General features: G+C 69.2%; 10 protein-coding genes. 3 read left to right on the top strand and 7 right to left on the bottom strand.

All coding sequences use genetic code 11. The annotated features are described in order from the left end of the window. Window positions 1-61 precede the first annotated feature (61 nt). The 3 genes from ACGFNN_RS21815 to ACGFNN_RS21805 are packed head-to-tail and all read left to right on the top strand — an operon-like array spanning window position 62 to window position 5,272. Window positions 62-1,882, top strand: a complete 1,821-nt coding sequence (locus ACGFNN_RS21815; protein ID WP_393558092.1) for a DUF4357 domain-containing protein — start codon at window positions 62-64, stop codon at window positions 1,880-1,882. Next, on the top strand, window positions 1,879-3,090 hold the full coding sequence (locus ACGFNN_RS21810) for an McrC family protein (RefSeq protein WP_393558090.1): 1,212 nt from the start codon (window positions 1,879-1,881) through the stop codon (window positions 3,088-3,090). The genes ACGFNN_RS21815 and ACGFNN_RS21810 overlap by 4 nt, the downstream gene beginning before the upstream one ends. A gap of 40 nt (window positions 3,091-3,130) precedes the next feature. Beyond that, window positions 3,131-5,272, top strand: coding sequence for a UvrD-helicase domain-containing protein (locus ACGFNN_RS21805; protein ID WP_393558088.1), 2,142 nt, complete (start codon window positions 3,131-3,133; stop codon window positions 5,270-5,272). A gap of 13 nt (window positions 5,273-5,285) precedes the next feature. On the opposite strand, the gene ACGFNN_RS21800 is transcribed toward ACGFNN_RS21805, so the two are convergent. The 7 genes from ACGFNN_RS21800 to ACGFNN_RS21770 all read right to left on the bottom strand — a co-directional run bounded on the left by ACGFNN_RS21800 (window position 5,286) and on the right by ACGFNN_RS21770 (window position 17,203). After that, window positions 5,286-6,950 (bottom strand): N-6 DNA methylase, encoded by a 1,665-nt coding sequence (locus ACGFNN_RS21800; protein WP_393558086.1) that lies wholly within the window; start codon window positions 6,948-6,950, stop codon window positions 5,286-5,288. A gap of 764 nt (window positions 6,951-7,714) precedes the next feature. Next, complete coding sequence (locus ACGFNN_RS21795; RefSeq protein ID WP_393558084.1) at window positions 7,715-9,457, bottom strand: GTPase; 1,743 nt, start codon at window positions 9,455-9,457, stop codon at window positions 7,715-7,717. After that, entirely contained in the window at window positions 9,450-12,416 is a 2,967-nt protein-coding gene (locus tag ACGFNN_RS21790) for a GTPase (RefSeq protein ID WP_393558082.1), read from the bottom strand. The genes ACGFNN_RS21795 and ACGFNN_RS21790 overlap by 8 nt, the downstream gene beginning before the upstream one ends. Before the next feature lie 2 nt (window positions 12,417-12,418). Beyond that, entirely contained in the window at window positions 12,419-14,515 is a 2,097-nt protein-coding gene (locus ACGFNN_RS21785; RefSeq protein ID WP_393558080.1) for an Hsp70 family protein, read from the bottom strand. Beyond that, window positions 14,512-15,159, bottom strand: a complete 648-nt coding sequence (locus ACGFNN_RS21780; protein ID WP_393558078.1) for a hypothetical protein — start codon at window positions 15,157-15,159, stop codon at window positions 14,512-14,514. Before ACGFNN_RS21780 ends, ACGFNN_RS21785 begins: the two co-directional genes overlap by 4 nt. Continuing rightward, the gene (locus ACGFNN_RS21775) at window positions 15,156-16,778 is read right to left on the bottom strand and encodes a hypothetical protein (RefSeq protein WP_393558076.1); all 1,623 of its coding nucleotides are present in this window, start codon (window positions 16,776-16,778) and stop codon (window positions 15,156-15,158) included. Before ACGFNN_RS21775 ends, ACGFNN_RS21780 begins: the two co-directional genes overlap by 4 nt. Window positions 16,779-16,813: 35 nt before the next feature. Beyond that, a complete protein-coding gene (locus tag ACGFNN_RS21770) occupies window positions 16,814-17,203 on the bottom strand; it encodes a protein kinase (RefSeq protein WP_393558074.1) in 390 nt (129 codons plus the stop codon). Window positions 17,204-17,567: the final 364 nt, after the last annotated feature.

Raw genomic sequence — 17,567 nt, 5'->3', positions numbered from 1 at the left:
GTCAGTGCGGCCGCCTAGTCTTCCTTACGGATCAATGTCTACGGACGGGGAGGTTGTGCCGATGGCCGAGAAGTATCCGGAATTCCGCCTGCGCCTGCCGAACGGCGGACCGGTGGCGCGCGGGCGGCAGACCGACGAGATGGGAACGAACGGCAGCCGGAAGTTCTTCGTCGGCCGGGGACAGCCAGTTCGGAAGGACGTCGCCGCGTCGTTCGCCGCCCGGGCGACGTCCGCCTTCACGAAGCGCGAACTGTTGATCGGCCACGGCGTGATCAAACCGTCGGCTGCGTGGCCCGGCTGTCTTGAGACGACGGAAGACCTCGTCTTCAACTCCCCTTCCGAAGCCGCGTCCGTCCTCACCGGCAGCAGCCTCAACGGCTGGGCGGCCTGGAAGACCGAGGACGGCCGACCGCTGGGTGACTACATGCCTGGCGCCTCGTGGGGTCCCAACCGCGCCTGGCTGGTGCGCGGCTCCAACGTCACCGGACTCGACCTCGTGCGCCGGATGTGGCTGCCGGAGGAGCGGGTGACCCTTGCGGCCCCCCGGCTGCGGCAGGGTGTCGAGCAGGGCATCAGCAAGGAGCAGGTGCGCACCTTCGTCGAGGAGGACTACGAGTCCACGGCGACGTACAGCCAGAAGCAGCAGCTGACCGAAGAGGTGCATGCGTTCCTGTCCCGGATGAAGGAGGGCGATACGATCTGCACCATCTCCGACGGGCGTCTGTACGTGGGGCAGATCACCGGCGAGGTCCAGCAGATCGAATCCGAGGACCGCCGGTCCAACCTTCGCCGGCCGGTGTCGTGGCAGGACGCCAGCCACCCGTACGACGAGCTGCCCCAGGAACTGAAGCAGAAACTGTCGAGCCAGCACGACGTGGTGGAGCTGACATCCGTCCAGGCGGTGATCGACGGGCTCGGGCTGACCGACGAGGAGCTGGCCGACGAGGCCGAGGCCATAGAGCGTGATCCGAGCGTGGAGCTCCCGGCGATCACCGTACGCCGGGACCTGGAGCTACCCGAGCCGACGGACGCGCTGGCCTCGGAGCTGCTGGTGCACGACGGGGACTGGCTGCGTGAGGTGCGTGATCTCCTGTGGGACGACAAGCAGCTGGTGCTCTACGGCCCGCCGGGGACGGGCAAGACGTACCTCGCTCTGAAGCTTGCCGAGTTCCTGGGGGGCGGTCCTGAGCAGGTGAAGCTGGTCCAGTTCCACCCGTCGTACGCCTATGAGGACTTCATCGAGGGCATCCGTCCGAAGGAGGATCCCCAGACCCGTGAGGTCGCCTTCCGGCTTACAGCGGGACCGCTCCGGGATCTGGCCGACCTCGCCAACAAGGAGGGCAACCGGCACATCCCGCACTTTCTGATCATCGACGAGATCAACAGGGCCAACCTGGCCAAGGTCTTCGGCGAGCTGTACTTCCTGCTGGAGTACCGGGACATGGGGGTCCAGCTGCCCTACTCCGGGGACGACTTCGCCCTGCCGCCCAACCTGTTCGTCATCGGCACGATGAACACGGCCGACCGTTCGATCGCGCTCGTGGACGCTGCCATGCGGCGCCGTTTCGCGTTCGTGGAGCTGTCCCCGCGGACCGAGCCGACCAGCGGGCTGCTGCGTCGCTGGCTCGCTTCCCAGGAGAGGGACTCCGAGCCGGCCGACCTGCTGGATGCCCTCAACTCCCGTATCGAAGACCCCGATTTCCGGATCGGTCCCTCGTATCTTATGAAGAAGGGCGTGTACCGGGACGGCGGCCTGGAGCGGACCTGGCGGACGAAGATCCTCCCCCTCCTCGAAGAACACCATTACGGCGAGGGCGTCGACATCGAGAAGCGGTACGGGCTTGCCGCTCTGCGGCGGTCCCTCCCTGAGCCGACCGCGTGAGCACCTCCATCGAGCTGGCCGAGCATGCGCCCGCCACCGGTCACGTCCTGCCGGACGCGGTGGGGCGGGCCCTCGCGGCCTCCCGGATCGTGGACGCCTCCCCCGATCCGTTCATGCCGGGCAACTGGCGGCTGCGAGCCCGCAGCAGAGTCGGGGCCGTCACCGTCGACGATCCTGGCCTCGACGCTCCCGTCACCGTCCGGATCACACCCAAGGTGCCCATCGCTCGGCTGTTCTTCCTGCTCGGCTACAGCCTCGATCCACGCGGTGGTTGGCGCGACGGCCAGGTCGACGTGGCCGAGCACCGCGAACTCCTGCCCGCACTCGCCCACGCGGTAGAGCGGCAGATCGACCGGGCACTGCGACAGGGCCTGCTCCAGGGGTACCGGGAGACCGAGGAGTCGGCTCTGGTCGTACGGGGACGGATCCGGGAGACCGACCAGATACGGCGACGTTTCGGAGCCCCCCTACCGGTCGAGGTGACATATTCCGAGTTCACCACCGACATCGCGGAGAACCGCGTTCTGCGGACCGCGGTGGAGCGACTGCTCCGCCTGCCCGGCGTGCCGCGCGATGTGCGTCGCCGGCTGCTGCACCACCGGCTGCGGCTCGCCGACGTCACACCGGTCGTCCGGGGGCAGCTCCTGCCGGCCTGGCAGCCTTCCCGGCTCAACGCCCGCTACCAGCACGCCCTACACCTCGCCCGCGCCGTCCTCGACGACGCGTCGCCCGAGCACGCGCCGGGCGGGCTGCGCATCGACGGCTTCCTGTTCAACATGAACAAGCTCTTCGAGGACTTCGTGACGGTAGCGCTGCAGGAGTCCCTGCGCGGCACGGACCTCGGATGTGGCTTGCAGGATTCCCACCATCTCGACGTGGCCGCGGCCATCCGAATGCAGCCCGACTTCGTGATCTACCAGCCGGATCACACACCGTTGGCGGTCGCCGACGCCAAGTACAAGGCGGAGAAACGCGCCGGTTATCCGGATGCAGACCTCTACCAGATGTTGGCCTACTGCACGGCCCTGGGCCTCCCTGAGGGGCATCTCGTCTACGCGAAGGGGAACGAGCCGCACGCGGCCCACCAGGTGCGGAACGCAGGCGTCGTCATCCATCAGCACGCCCTCGACCTCGACCAGGAGCCCGCTGCCCTGCTCGCCGACATCGTTTCCGTATCCAGGCATATGCGCGCCGGCCTCTCCGTATGATCAACGACGGAGCGTCTGTCCAGGGTGGGGAGTCCACGTCGTGCCGCAACTCGCGTTCGCCAACAGCTTCTGGGAGAGCTACGACGTCCTGGAGAAGCCCGTCAAGGCCGGCGTCCGCAAGGCGATGGGGAAGTTCCAGCTGCTCACCGTCGCCGAACTGCACGCGGACAAGGGGCTTCATCTGGAGTCCGTGGACAACGCCCGCGATCCCCGTATGCGGACCATCCGCATCAACGACTTCTGGCGGGGCGTCGTCCTCGCGCCCGACGACGGCAGTGATGTCTTCCTGCTGGTCAACGTCGTACCGCACGACGACGCGTACACCTGGGCGGCCAAACGGCTCTACACAACGAACGCGGCGACGCGCGCCCTGGAAGTGCGCAACGTCGTCGCGATCGAGCAGCTCACCCCGACGCTGGAGAAGGCGGCGGTAAACGCCCCGTCGCTGCTGTTCGCGAAATACTCCGACAAGGTGCTTAGGGACCTCGGCATCGACGAGCAGGTGCTGCGGGCCGTGCGCACCGTCGTCGACAAGCCTCAGCTGGAGGCGTTCGGCACACTGCTGCCCGAGGACCAGTTCGAGGTGCTGCAGTATCTCGCCGAAGGGTTCGGTCCGGATGAGGTCTACCGTGATGTCGTCGCCGTGCGCCGCCCCTCCGACGCCGGCCCGGACCCCGACGAGAGTCTCGCCGTGGTCATCGCCAACACGGCGAGCCGTATCACCCTGGTCACCGGTCCGGACGAGCTGACGGACATCTTGGAGAAGCCGTTCGCCGCCTGGCGGGTGTTCCTGCACCCTTCGCAGCGGCGCATCGCCTACCGCGTCTCGTACGGGGGCCCGGTGCAGGTGACCGGTGGCCCCGGCACCGGTAAGACGGTCGTCGCGCTGCACCGGGTCAAGCACCTCCTGTCCCGCTCGCCCGACACCCGCGTGCTGCTCACCACGTACACCAACGCCCTCGCCGGCTCCCTGCGGGAGAGCCTATCCCTGTTGCTCGACGGCGACGCGGAGCAGCTGTCCCGCGTGGACGTGACCACGGTGAACGCCTATGCACATCGCACCGTCACCGAGGCCAACGGCCGGGCGCCCACGCCGATCGGCGACCGGGACGAGCGCCAGGTGTGGGAGCGGGTCGTCAAGAAACTGGGCGTGCCGTGGACCGATCAGTTCCTCGCGCAGGAGTACCGGCATGTCATTCTCGCCCAGGACATCCGGGACCTCAGCACCTATCGCACCGCGCTACGGCGGGGCCGGGGAAACGCGCTCTCCACGGCTCGCCGTGAGGAGTTGTGGCCCGCGATCGAACTGTTCGAGTCGATCCTGCGCGAGCGCGGGGTGAGCACGCACCTTCAGGTGTGCGCTCGGGCCGCGCGGCTGCTCGAGCAGGCGGGCCCCGGTTACGACCACGTCGTCGTCGACGAGGCCCAGGACCTGCACCCGGCCCAATGGCGGGTGCTGCGCGGCGCCGCCGCGGCGGGGAGCGACGACCTGTTCCTGACGGGCGACCCGCACCAGCGAATCTACGACTCCAAGGTGTCGCTCGGCTCGCTGGGGATCTCGGTGGCGGGACGGTCCAGCCGCTTGCGCGTCAACTACCGGAGCACGGCCGAGATCCTGGACTGGTCGACGGGCATCCTGACGTCGGTGGCCGTGGACGATCTCGGCGGGCAGGGAACGGACAGTCTCGCCGGGTACCGCTCCCTGCTGCACGGCCGCCGCCCCCGGGTGGAGGGGCACGGGTCCGAGGCCGCTGAGGTCGCCGCACTCGTCGAGCGAGTGGAGGAGTGGGTCGCGCAGGGCATCCGGCCGTCCGAGATCGGCGTCTGCGCCCGCTTCAACCTCCTCCTCGACAAGGTGGCCGAGAAGCTCCGGTCGGCGGGCATCCCCGTGGTGAAGGTCCGAGACAACCCGGGACCGGAGTCGGACAGCGTGCGTCTCGCCACGATGCACGCCATGAAGGGCCTGGAGTTCCGGTGTGTGGCGGTCCTCGGGGCGACGTCGACCGCCTTGCCGTTCACCCGGGAGGTGACCCCGGCCGCTCTCGACCCGATCCAGCACACCTCGGATCTTCTGCGCGAGCGATGCTTGTTGTTTGTCGCCTGCACTCGCGCCAGGGAGGCTCTGTCCGTCTCCTGGACCGGGTTGCCGAGCGAATTCGTGCCGCGCACGGCCGGCCGATGACCGGCCCCTGCACTCAGTCGACCAGGGCCGGCGGTGGGCTCAGCGCACCGTTACCCAGGCCGCCTCTGGCCAGTTCCACCGCCTCCCGGCCGAGCTGTGCCACCGCGCCGAGCCGCTCCTCGAACTCCTGGAGTTCCCTGAAGGCCTGCCCGTAGCGGCGCTGCACTTCGATGTCCAGCTGCGGGATGCGGGCGCCTCTGCTGTCCAGTCGGTACGTACCGCTGGCGCTAGTGGAGTGACGGACGTTCGCCGGGCTGCGCAGGAAACCGCGCAGGTAGTCGGTGTCGAGCTGATCGGTGACGGACACCGGCTCCGCCTCGCCGTACTCCACGAGCCCCGCCCGGGCCAGCTCGGCGACTCCGACTGTCGAGGTATCGAGCGTTCCGGGGCCTGCGCCCTCGGCGAGTGGGGGTAGCAGCGAGGCGAGCCGCTCCAGCTGCTGTTCCAGGCGCGCGCGCAGCGAGTCGTACTCGGCGTGGAAATCGCGGTGCGCCGCCGCGGTGTGTCGGCCCGGCGTGAGATCGACGGCGTCGTCCAGGAGCTCGATCAACGGCACGTCCGCCACCTGATGCGGGGCGGGCTCCAATGGTCCGTCCGGGCTGTTCCCCGTCAGGTCGACCAGCCGCACGCCGCCGGGCGCGCCACCCGGAACGCGCGGTCGTTCGAGCTCCCACACGTGAACGGGGACCGCGTGCGTGGCGGCAGTACCTGCGGGCAGCGCAACGATCCGGGTGAGCAGTCCCCGGCGCACGATCTCGGCACGGATCCGGCGGCCCGCCTTGCGGTACGCCACCGAGGCCGGCATGACCATCAAAACGCGCCCGCCCGGCGCGACATGAGAGTAGGCGTGCTGAAGCCATGCCAGTTCACCCTCCGCGCGGGGCGGTGTGCCGAACTCCCAGCGGGGGTCGAGCAGCAGGGATTCCCGGCCCCAGTCGGTGATGCCCACCGGTGGATCGCAGACGACGAGGTCCGCGTGGAGCTCGGGCCACTGATCGGCGGCGAGGGAGTCGCCCGCGGCAACGGCGACGTCCGTACGTCCCGCGAGGTCCGCCCGTAGTTGCGCCAGGCGGGCACTGTGTGGATTGCGTTCCTGGCCGAATCGTTTCACCCCCGCCTCCGGGCCGACCGCGAGGAGCAGGGTGCCGTTGCCACAGGCGGGGTCGTACAGCGTGGCCCCGGCCGGCACGTCGCCCGCGAAGTGGCGCACGGCCCGGACGATGCACCCGGAGGTGACGTTGTCGGATCCCGCACGGCCCACCGAGTCGGCAAGGCGAACGACCAGGCCCTCGACCAGCGCGCGTGCGGATTCCGTACCGGCGAGTTCGCCGGAGAGCCGAGCCGCGTCGGAGGGCAGGTCCGGTGTGGGCTCCTGTCCAGAGAGTAGGCGGGCGACGTCCGCGACTCCTACGGCAACATCCTCCCCATAGGCGGCCCGCAACACCTGCCAGAGCCGCACCTCGGCCGAGATGTCCTGCGCCTTGTTCTGCCTCTTCAGCCAGTCCTGCACCTCCCCCAGGACGAACAACGGACTGTTGGCTCCCCCGCCTCGGGGCGAGGGGAAGTCCTCGTAACGCCGACGCCAGTTGGAGACCGCCGCCCGCGTCACACCGGCAAGGCGCGCGATCTCGGAACCGGATACGAGCCTCTCCTGCACTGCTGGGTCTCCTTCACTCATATCGTCGAGCGTACACGAGCATCCATCATGGCCCCCATCAACAGCGCGTTGACGTCGTACACACGCAGCGTTCTCGGGCGACAGCGACCGGAGCCACCTGCCTCTCGTACGAGGGTTTTGCGAGCCGCGTACGAGGAGGCCGCCGTTCTCCTCGGACACGAACTGGGGGCGTGCAGCACGACGTCTGGCGGTTCATGGCACAGACGGAGGGACCGCCGTGCGGGGATGTCGCCGCTCGTCCTCGCCCTCCGCCCACGCCATCCTGCCGCTCGGCGGGTACGGCTCCACACCCGAGCGATGGGCGAGGGCGGCGACCGGGAGAAGTCTGCGGCCCGACTCGGTGTCGGACGGCAGGCCTTCGAGGGCCGGGGGGCGGCGCGGGGAACCGTTCGCCTCGCGGGTCGGGGTTGGCCGCCGCCGGTCCTCGGGGCTCGTCAGCCGTCCGCGCCCCCGGCCCGCCAGGGCGGAAGGACGGGCTTGGCCACAGCAACGTCCGCCTCACGCCCCCCCCGCGGCTCGCAGCCACCGCGGCTCGCAGCCACCGCGTCTCGGCGTGCTCGGCCGCGTCGAGCACGCCGTACGCCCAGCCGGGCACGACACGCTCCGTTGTGCCGACAGGCTCGACGCACCGACGCACCGACGGGTCCGAGCACCCCGACCAGAAACCGGGGCGCGGTCGGCGGGGTTCGCGTCGGTGCCTGAGCCGCACCTGCCCCGGCGGTCGCATGGTCACGGGGCAAGCACCGGGATCAGGGACCGCCAGGTCAGCGGGGCGGCCCGACCAGCTTCTCGACCTCGTCGCGGAGGCCCTCTATCGCCGCCAAAGCTGCTTCACGCTCGGCGCTGATCTCCACACCCCCCTTCGTGAGACCACTGAGCGACCGTTCCACCTCACTGGTCCACTTGCTCAGGTACCGCTCGCCGGACTCGATGAGAGCGGCCCGCTGTTCGCGCGCTTCCTCATCGAAGTGATCTCTTATCTGCTTCCGCCGCTTGTTGACCGCCATCCATGTGCGCTGATCCTGCGCGACGCTCGTCAGGTCCATCAACGGCCCCATGACCGCCAGTGCCCACTGCACCTTGCCGGCCGCACCGGCTACCTTGCCGGCCGCCTTGGTCTTGCCCCACGGTTTGAACTTCCCCACGCCGTTGGAGACTTTCCCGCCGGCGTCGAGAACCTTCTGGCCCACGCGGTTCTTGCTGAGCTTTTCCACGATGGCGGAGGCCGCGCTTCCCGGCCCGTTGCCGCCATCCGCGATCTTCCCGATCCACTCGCCCGCCTTCTCGGCACCCGCCTTCGCGGCCTTCTTCGCCGCTTCCTTGACCCCATGCGTCAACGGTGACAAGTCATCCGGGGACGCGTCGATCGTCGTCTCGCGTGCTTCGAGGTCGTTCCCCCAGGATTCAGGCTCGGGCACTCCTGTTCCGTACTCGGCGACCAGCGCGTCGAACGCCGCCCTCACCGACGAGGAGAAACTCGCGTCAAAATCGGTGCTCGCACACTCCAGTGCCTCCTGGACTGCACGAGTGACGTGGTCGGGGACGGCGCCGTCCTTCTCCGAGACTCCGGCAGCGGCCCTGTCTCCGGCCGTGGTGATCCTGGAAGCGACAACTTCGCTCTCCCTCTCCAAGGCGCTCAGCACACGCTCCTTCGTCCGGGAGATCGACTCCTCGACCTTCTTCACGGTCTCCGCGGCACCGAGTTCCTCGCCCTCCAGCACCCACTGCCGCTCGGCGTCCGCCAGAACTCGAAGAAGTTCGAAGGCCTGCGCCTTGGGCCGGACACCGCTGACACCGGGCGAAATGATTCTCCGCAACTCGGCTGTCAGAGCGTCGATACCGCTCTCCGCGACAAGCCACTCACGCTGATCGGGCGGCAGAGTGGGGTCGTGGAGCGCGTCGATGTAGTCGCGTGCGTCGGTCGGGACGATCGGGACACGGTCGGCGAAAAGCCCGAGGCGCCCGCGGATCTCGTCGAGGATGACATCGCGATCGCTGTTCTCGGCGTTCATCTTGTTGACGACAACCACACTCCGGTCGACGAACCCGTCGGCGTCAAGCGCCCGCAGAATCGCCGTGGTCTCTGCTTCGCCCGGCAGTTCGCTCGTGGTCACGATCATCAGCGCGTCCGCACCACGTACGCCGCGCCGCGCCGCATCGGCGTGCCCGTCGATACCCGACAGAGTCCCGGGCAGATCGACCAGTGCCGCGCCGTTCCACTCGTACGACGTCGCCTCGTGCGTCTTGGGCGCCGCGTCGACGAGATCACCGATGTCGGCAGACGGGAGCCGGAGCAGCGCCGCGACGAGCGTGGACTTCCCCGCGCTGTACGGTCCCAGGAGCGCGATCCGCAGCGGGCTCGAATCCGCACGAGGCAGGCTCGCGGTCAGGCCGCGGGTGCGAGGGTGAGCGCCCAGAACTACTTCGGCACGTGCGGCCAACCCTAGTACGAGAGCGCTTCGGTCCCCGTCAGTCCTTGGCGCGACGACCGGACCAGCGTCAACCATCTGTGTTCCCTTCAGTTCCTTCGAGGGTGCCGAGGCATACGGAATTCCTGCGGATCTCGATCCGTTCGGTGAGGACATCCACGAACTGGTCCCGCAGACAAGCCCGCACGTCCGCGACGCGGGACGCGTCTGTCCAGACACGAAGCTCGACTCCCGGCGTCCGGCGGGCCAGGTGGATGGCCGCCGGGTCTCCGCCCGCGAGGGCCAGGAGCCGGCGCGCAAGGACGAGGTCGATCGCGTCGAGGGCGGACCGCACGGCCGATCGCAGCCGGCAGAGCCGCTCGAACCGCTCCCGCGTCCGGCTGATGTCCGCGAACCGCGCTTCGGACTGGGCGTCGACCTGAGCGGACGCCGCATCCGTAACGCCGGTCAACCACGCCGCGAGCCCGTCGAACATCTCATCGAGGCAGGTCTCGGCCTCGGTCGTGGTCGCGCTGGTCCACCCATCCTTCGCCCGCCGCGCGCGGACAACCTCACCGCTCACCGCTTTCGCAGCTCCGGCCAGGGTCTCCGCCACGTAGACCGCCGCCGCCGCGGGAGGGGGGACCGCCAGCTTCTTGGGAATCCCCTTGGCGGCGACGGAGCCCAGAAGGGCTGTCGCCGCCCCCCTGGCCGCCGCCGTGCCCAAGCTCACGACCTGTTCCTTCAGGTCAGGACGCGGTCGGACACGCGGCCGCGCGTCGTCCTGAGGCTCCCTGGCGCTCGCCCGAAGGCGCAGAACCACCCCCCGCTTCCGCGCCTCCCGCTCGAACTCGTTCTCGAGAGCGGAGAGGAGTCCCTCCAGCTCCAGGCCGGTGACGAAATCGCTCCACCTCTGTGCATCATCCACGCCACCCAGATCCCGAATCACATCCGGCAACCGCTCCTTGGCGCGGTGACGCCCGGCTTCGAGTCGGTCGCGCGTGTCCTGGCCCGCTGTCCGGAATGCTTCGAGCAACGCGTCCCGGTCACTCGACGTCGAGCCTTCAAGTCCGGCAAGCGCGAGATCGATCCCGGGGAGTTCCTCGATCAGCCGGTCGTGGAACGCGGCGACCGGCGCCCGCACCCCCTCGGCCTGCCGAACCGCACGAAGCGGAATCGCACGCTCGGCCAGGAGCCGGGTGAGGGACTGCTCCAGCTCGGGCAACCTGCTCGCCCGAAGGGCCCTGTCTCCCAGCTCTCGATCCGCCGTGGACAACGCTTCGTGCGCGGCCCCGGAGTGGACCGGGAGGACAACTGGCGGCGTGACGCCGACCGCACTGGAGACCTGCTCGATCCGGACGGTGTGGCCCGTCGCCGACGCGAACTCTCTTTCCGGGTCATTGGCGAAGCGCTGAAGGCGGTGTGGTTCGTCGACCTTTCCCTTCACATTCACGACGGCGAGCAGAGGCTTCCCCGCGAGGAGGAGTCGCTGGAGCTCGGCGGACTCCTCCTCACGCAGCGTGTCGGCATAGTTCCAAATCACCGCGTCGGCACTGTCGCACGCGGCCCGGGCGTGCGTGGCGTCGAGGTCGTCGTCCTTCGCCGCGACGCCGGGCGTGTCGAGGTACGTCACGGAGCCGACCTGGAACGCGGAGGTCTCCCGCGTGGTGCGGTGGGCCCCTCTCCCGATCCCGGTCCGGTCCGCGTCGCGGGTCAGCGCTTTGCGGAGCGTGGTCTTCCCGGACTTGGTTCTTCCTGCGATCGCCACGCGCAGCCTGCCTCTCGCCGCGGGCATGACTCGTACGGCATCGCGCAGTTCGCGTTCGAGCGCCCCGATGCGGCTGATGATTTCGACGAGGTTCTGGCTCTCGATCGCGTGCTCGGAGTACGACGTTCGCGAGAGACGAGCCTCAGCCTCCTCCCGGAGAGCGGTCTGGATGTCGCGGTAGGCCGATCGGCTCGTGTCCACCACCCCGGACGCGAGCTCGCCGGCCAGGGCCCCGAGAGCCTCGCGGAGATCCGGTTCGGTTCGCCACGAGTCCATGGCCGCCGCCACGCGGTCGAACGACTCCACGTTCTTCGCGTACCAGGACTCGAATGCCCGCAGCTCGTCGATGCCGGTCCGGGAGGCGACCGCCAGCAGCCCCGCCGTGAGCCGTGCGGCCGAGCTCGCGGCGGGCGCGGCCGGAGACACGGCAGTGTTCACGGGCGCCGTCGCGAGCCCGTGCTCGATCACCGCCCGCACGCCGTCGTCCGCGAGCATGTCCACAGTGCTTCCGGAAACGACACCTGTGTCACGGGCTTCGATCGCCCAGAGCAGAGCGTCACGCCGATCCGGTCTGAACCCGAACCGCGCGTCCGGTGCGAGCCAGCGCCACCACTGTGGCCGTGCGGACAGGACCGCCTCGTACGACTCCTCCGTGGCGACGAAGTCCCGCACCTTCTCCAGCAGCGGCACCAGCTCCCGGTTCCTCAGATCCCGTGCCGCCGCGGCACTGTGCCTGAGCACGAGCTCGCGCACCTCCGTCGCCTTCCGGCCTCCTCGTCGACGGCTCAGGTCGGCCAGCGCGGGTTCAATGTCGATCTCACGGATCGAGCGCCAGATCTCCTTGGGCCATTCCTGGTCCGCACGACGACACAGCTCAAGGACTTCGGGCAGCAACCGTCCCGCGACCGCCACCGCCCCGGCGTCCGCCCGAAGCGCTTCCACCGGCACGCCTTCCAGTGCCTGGAGATGAGTCCGCAGTCCTTCGAGCCGTTTCAGTTCCCGGAGGGATCTGCCCCCGTCCGACGCCGGGGTCCGGCCCCCAGCCGTTGTCAGACGGGCCAGTTCGTACTCCTCGACGCCCGCCGCCACCGCGTCGGACACCCACGGAAGAGTGCTCCCGGTCGGCGGCAGACCGGCACACCCGCGCGCTTGGGCGACCACGTCCACTTCCGTGGCCAATCGCTGGAGTGCGGCTGGCCCGACCATGGCATCCACCCCCAACGGTTCGAGCAGGAGCGCCAGCATCTCCGCTCTGAGGCTCGTCCTGTCGTTCACCGCCCTGCCCTGCATCACTACTCCTCGTGAGGGCGGTGGTACCTGAACTCGGGCAGTGGATGTGGGCTCGGAGGAATCAGGGCCCGCGACTGCCGGAACGGCTCCGCTCGTACGATCCGATGACGGGGTGGTACGCAGGTGCGCGGCGTGAAGACCCACACCCCTTGGGTCAGGGTGGCCCCGAGCACTCGCTCCTTGTCCCGCAACCAGGGATACCTGCCCTGAAGTTCGGCGTAATTGTCGTTGGTGACGACGATTCCGCCCGTATCCTGCGCGATCGCCGTGACCAGCGCGTCGCCCTTGCCCTCGGTTCCGGCCGGGGGCTGGATGAGGTCCCCTGTGCCGAGCGCCGAGTCCACCGCGGCGCGTTCGTCCTCCGCGACCTTGTGCCGGAAGACGGCGTCGACGACCACGTGGAGCACGGCATCGGGATACCGCGATGCCAGGGCGTCCCGGGCGGACAACAGTTGGGCGTAGGACGGCCGGTCATCCCTGCCGTATACACCGGGTCGTCGGGGCGACCTGCCGATCCACGCCAAGTTGGAGCCGTCGACCACCAGCGCCTTGGAAGCCGAGCCTGCGGATCGCATCCGCGTCTGGGTCGGCAGGATCTTGGTGACCGTGTTGCCCGCGAGCAGGTCATCGAGTTCCTTGCGCACCGCCGGCGTCGGACCACCGGAGCTGAAGCTCTTGATCTCCTCGTTCAGCACTTCCTCGCCGGTGCGTTCAAGAGTCGCCTTGACGTGCAGGAGCCCGTTGGTGTCGTACGTGTACTCCAGCAGGAAGCGGGAGTCCTCTCGGGCCCGGGGATTCTGGTAGGTGAGGCGGAGGTCCGTCAGCTGCACGTTGTCAGCGTGATCGAGAGGACGGTCGGGGTCGCCTTCCCAGATCTGCACGGCGAGACTGCGTGCGTTGTCCCGGCGAGGGGTGTAGCTCTTGCGCTCCTTCCACGGCAGGGGTGAGTTGCGCGGAATGATCTGGCTGAACGCCCTCTGTCCTGTGTCGTCCGTGACGACCGTGCCCAGGGCATGACTCGTCGCAACCTGGATCACGCCGTCAGCTTCGCCCGACAGCACGGCTGCCGCGATGGAGGCGCCGCGGGCGACTGCAGTCATGGGGTCGCACAGATCGACCTCGACGGGCTGCTGCTGCATGACCTCGGCGACCGCCGCCCGGACACTCGGGATCTGGCTCGTGCCGCCGATCATCAGTACCGCGTCCACATCCAGAGGAGCCATGTGGAGGTCGCTGAGGCACTGCTGCACCGGCGCGAGGGCACGGTCCACGAGGTCGGTGATGACGTCCTCCAACTCCCCCTGCCACACCTCGACGGTGTCGCCGTCCGGAGTCCTGATGGAGACGGACTCCTCGGAGGACAGACGGATCTTGCTGCGCTCCACGTCCAGCCCGAACTGCCGCTCTTGCGCGGGCGTCCATGCCGAGCGCGCCGGAGCCCGATCGAGGGCGAGTTCACGAAGACGGCGATCGATCTCCAGGCCCCCCAGCTCGGTCACGCCTCGTGACGCGAGCTCCTCGAAGAACCCGTCCTGGTAGTCGAGCACGGTGACGTCGATGGTGCCGCCGCCCCAGTCGAAGACCAGGATGGTACGCGCCTCTCGCAGCTCGTGCACATACGAGATCGCCGCCGCCGTCGGCTCGTTGAGCAGCGCCAGGACCTCGATGCCGGCGAACCGCGCGGCGGCGCGCGTGCGGTAGCGCGCGGCACCCGTGGCGTTGGCGGGCACAGTGATCACGGCCTGGTCGATGGTGCTGAGATTGTGCTCCGCGCCCTTGCGCATGGCCTGGAAGACACCGGCCGCCACTGTCGTGGCCGCGAACCTGCGGCCGTGGATCGTGACGTACTCGTCGCTCTTGAGAAGTCGCTTGCAGGCCTCGGCCGCCTCTTCGGAGCGGAGCTTGGCCTCCCAGCCGAACAACGCTCCCCTACGCAGTGAGCTCATGCCCACCACCGACGGGAAGAGGTACTCGAAGCCGGGATGACGCCAGTCGGCGTCGATGTGGTGGGCGTCCAGCGACAGCACGTCGACGTCATCGCCCAGCCACTGGGCCACCACGGAGTTGGTCGTGCCGAAGTCGATGCCGGTGGCGGTCACTTGCCCTCCCCGTTCGCGGCGTCGTCGCCCCCGGCTGAGTCTTCCGCTCCGTCCGGGCCGGGCAGGCGGAGCAGCTGCCCGGCGAGCACCAGTTTTCCGGTGGCCTGGTCCACGTAGGCCGGACGCAGCACCTCGAACGCCTCGCCGTCGCCTTCCACCACCACGAAGAGCTCGTGCTCGCCGCCGGGTGCTTCCACGCACCGCACTCCCTGGTCCAGTAGGGCTGCACGGATGCCCTTCCGTAGCGAGGTGGCGTTCTGCTTGGGCGCGCCGGCGAGCAGATCGACCTCGACCATCCGGGCCACGTACTCCTCCCGGGAGCGGAACGCCTCCAGAACGGCCTGGCGCAGGGAAGCCGCCACAGCGGCCTGCGTGGGCCGCGCCTCTTCCGGGACGGCGGCCAGAAGCTCGGTAGCCCGCTCGGTGAAACGGGCGAGCAGCATGTGGGGGCTGAGCAGTTCCTCGGGGCGGTAGGTGCGCGGGGAGTCCGCGGAATGTTCCTGGGAAGCCCGAGGAGAAGCGACACGGGAGTCCGCCTCCGCTCGCCGCTTCTCCTTGCGATGCTTGAGGCCGTTGTTTCCCTTGGGAGGAACCCGCTTGGGGCTCACCAGGGTCTTCCGCTGGCTGCGGGGCACCTTCTTCACGGTGTGTGCGTCCTTGCGTTGCGATCGGGGCGCCGGGGCGCGTTGAGCAGGTGCGGCAGCAGATCCGCCACCGCCCGTTGCCGCACGAGCCCCAGGCCTTCGGGAGAGTGAGATGCCGTTCGCCTGGTCAGGGGGGCCAGGGGCGGAACCAACGTGACCGGTACCTCGTCCGGGAGCTCGAACGCGTCCAGGTCGAGAGGCAGCACGAAGAAGCCGGACCATTCCTCGTCCCGCTCGGCATCCCTGATGCGTTTCATCGCGCTGTTGAGCCGCGCGCTCATGTCCACATCACGCACATGCTCCCGGCGGAGGTCCCGGTACCGGGTCGTCCAGCTCGGCGCGCCGTGCGGCAGCCCGAGGTCAAGATAGGGGTTGGAGGCCGCCGGTCTGTCGTTGCGGGAAACCGCCTGACGTTGCCGGACCATGAGGAGGTTGGACTCCGCCCGCTCGTGCGCGTCGCGAATACCTTCCAGAATCATGCCCGCCGCGTCGAGTTCTTCTTGGAGCAGCAGCGTGTACGCGTGGAAGTTGAGGGCCTCGGCCCGGCAGGCCGGGTCAGCGGCCTCGTACGACACCAGCTTGTCGATCTGGGCGGACGCGCGTGGGAGGTCGTTCATACACAGCAGGTCGTAGGCCTGACGCAGAGCCATGAGCGCGTGCAGCGGCGAGCGCGACGGATTGACGGCCGCCTTGGGCTCCCACAGGGCGAAGATGAGTCGCCATAGCCCCCGGTCCTCCCATATGTCCCGGTCCCAGTTGCCGACCGCGACCCCGTCCAGGAGCCGGCGCAGCCGGAGCACCAGATCACGGGGCAGCTCCCTTTCGAGCTGCTTCACGACCGAGGCGTCGCCGTCGGCGACCCGCTCCAGGAGGTCGTAGACATCGCCGGCCGAGGGCAGCGACGCGTCTGCGGCGAGGAAGGCGCTCCGCCGCTCCCGGGCCGTCCATTGCAGCGCGGACGCCTGCTCGTCGGTCACCTGATCGGGGACCAACCGGGCTTTGAGGTACGCGTGATCCGTCTCCTCGGCCCGGTACTGCCAGGGCTGGTGCTCGGGGCCGACCGTTCCGGCATCTATCAGGTCGTCGAGGACGCTCAGCGGTATCCAGGGGAGCACACGCGGCAGCATCCGGGGCGGGAAGGCGGCCGAACTCTCCGCCGCGAGGAGAGCGGAGGCCGCGGAAGGGTCCTCGCTCCCGGGGACAGCGAGCGTGTGGTCGCCCGCCGTCAGCGCGGTGAGCCGTTGCTCCCCGGCTTCGGACAACCACAGGAAGCCGCCCGCGTGAACCTCTGTCAGCGTCGCGGCGATCGCCGTCGGGTCGGCCCGTTCGAGTACGGCCCGGACAGCGGGCAGCAGCCGGTCGTCCGGTTCGTCACGCAGCGCGTCGGTGAGTGCGTCGTGCGCGGCATCGTGGGCCGCGTCGTGCGCGAGTACGACGAGTTGCTGAAGCAGGGCGTGGGCCCGCGACACCGCCTGGGCTCCGAGCACCCCCACCTTCCGCCATCTGCGTACGGTGAACCCGTCGATCCCCGAGTCCGCGCTTTGAGCCTCCCTGCGCTCCCTGAGCACCCTCAGCCGCTCCCTCTCCCGCGCGACGGCCTCGGCCCGCTCCCCGGACACGGGTTTCCCCACTCCTCCGGCCGGCGGCAAACTCGTCATGCTGCGGTCCCTTCATGACGGGGCAATGGCCCGGGGGCGGGCTGTACTTCTCGCCGGTGCCGACGAACGGCGGCACCGGCGAGGAGCATCTCGTACAGGACGCAGTCGAGGGCGTAGAGGTCCGCCGCCGGGTTCACGGCTCCGCTCTGGAACTGTTCGGGCGCCACGGAGCGGCTGCTGCCGCTGGTGACGCCCGTACTGGTGAGTTTGATGCCGTCCGGGTCGTCGACATTCCGGCCCATGCCGAAGTGCAGGACCTTCACGAGGCCACCGCGGGCGAGCATGACATTGCGGAGCTTGAGGTCGAGGTGCACGACGCCTTCGACGTGTGCAACGTTGAGCCCATCCGGCATCGGCGTGGCGAGGGCCGCCCAGGAAGTCGGCATCTGCGGCTCATCGGCAACCAGGTCGGCCAGAGGGAGCCGTCGAGGATTTCCTTCGCGAGGTAGGGCACGTCGCCGTGCATCGACTCGCTGGCCGGACCGGCACCGGCGGATCGGCTTGACCGCCACGACACGGTCGGCGTCGCGCGGAGCGGCTCCCAGGTCCTCGACTGAGGGGACTTTGCTCATGGCGCCCGGATCCATAGCCAACAGAAGCCGGAAGCGCCCCGCGATTAACTCCGTCGCCACAGCCCATCCCCTTGCGCTTTCGCGTGGCCCTGCGAGCACACGACTCCCCCCTGGAGAATGCCCCTGTCTCGCGACGCGGGCAGATCCTCAGCCCCGCAGGCAGTGTACACGGGAGCTC

The organism is Streptomyces sp. NPDC048590, from assembly GCF_043199535.1.
Classification (GTDB): domain Bacteria; phylum Actinomycetota; class Actinomycetes; order Streptomycetales; family Streptomycetaceae; genus Streptomyces.
Note: the sequence above shows the minus strand (reverse complement) of the source record. Positions and strands in the feature narration are given on the sequence as shown.

Excerpts from the sequence above, each read along its gene's own strand:
- ACGFNN_RS21770 (WP_393558074.1), bottom strand. The coding sequence starts at position 17,203 with ATGCCGACTTCCTGGGCGGCCCTCGCCACGCCGATGCCGGATGGGCTC.
- ACGFNN_RS21795 (WP_393558084.1), bottom strand. The coding sequence starts at position 9,457 with ATGGTTGACGCTGGTCCGGTCGTCGCGCCAAGGACTGACGGGGACCGA.
- ACGFNN_RS21815 (WP_393558092.1), top strand. The coding sequence starts at position 62 with ATGGCCGAGAAGTATCCGGAATTCCGCCTGCGCCTGCCGAACGGCGGA.
- ACGFNN_RS21790 (WP_393558082.1), bottom strand. The coding sequence starts at position 12,416 with ATGCAGGGCAGGGCGGTGAACGACAGGACGAGCCTCAGAGCGGAGATG.
- ACGFNN_RS21800 (WP_393558086.1), bottom strand. The coding sequence starts at position 6,950 with ATGAGTGAAGGAGACCCAGCAGTGCAGGAGAGGCTCGTATCCGGTTCC.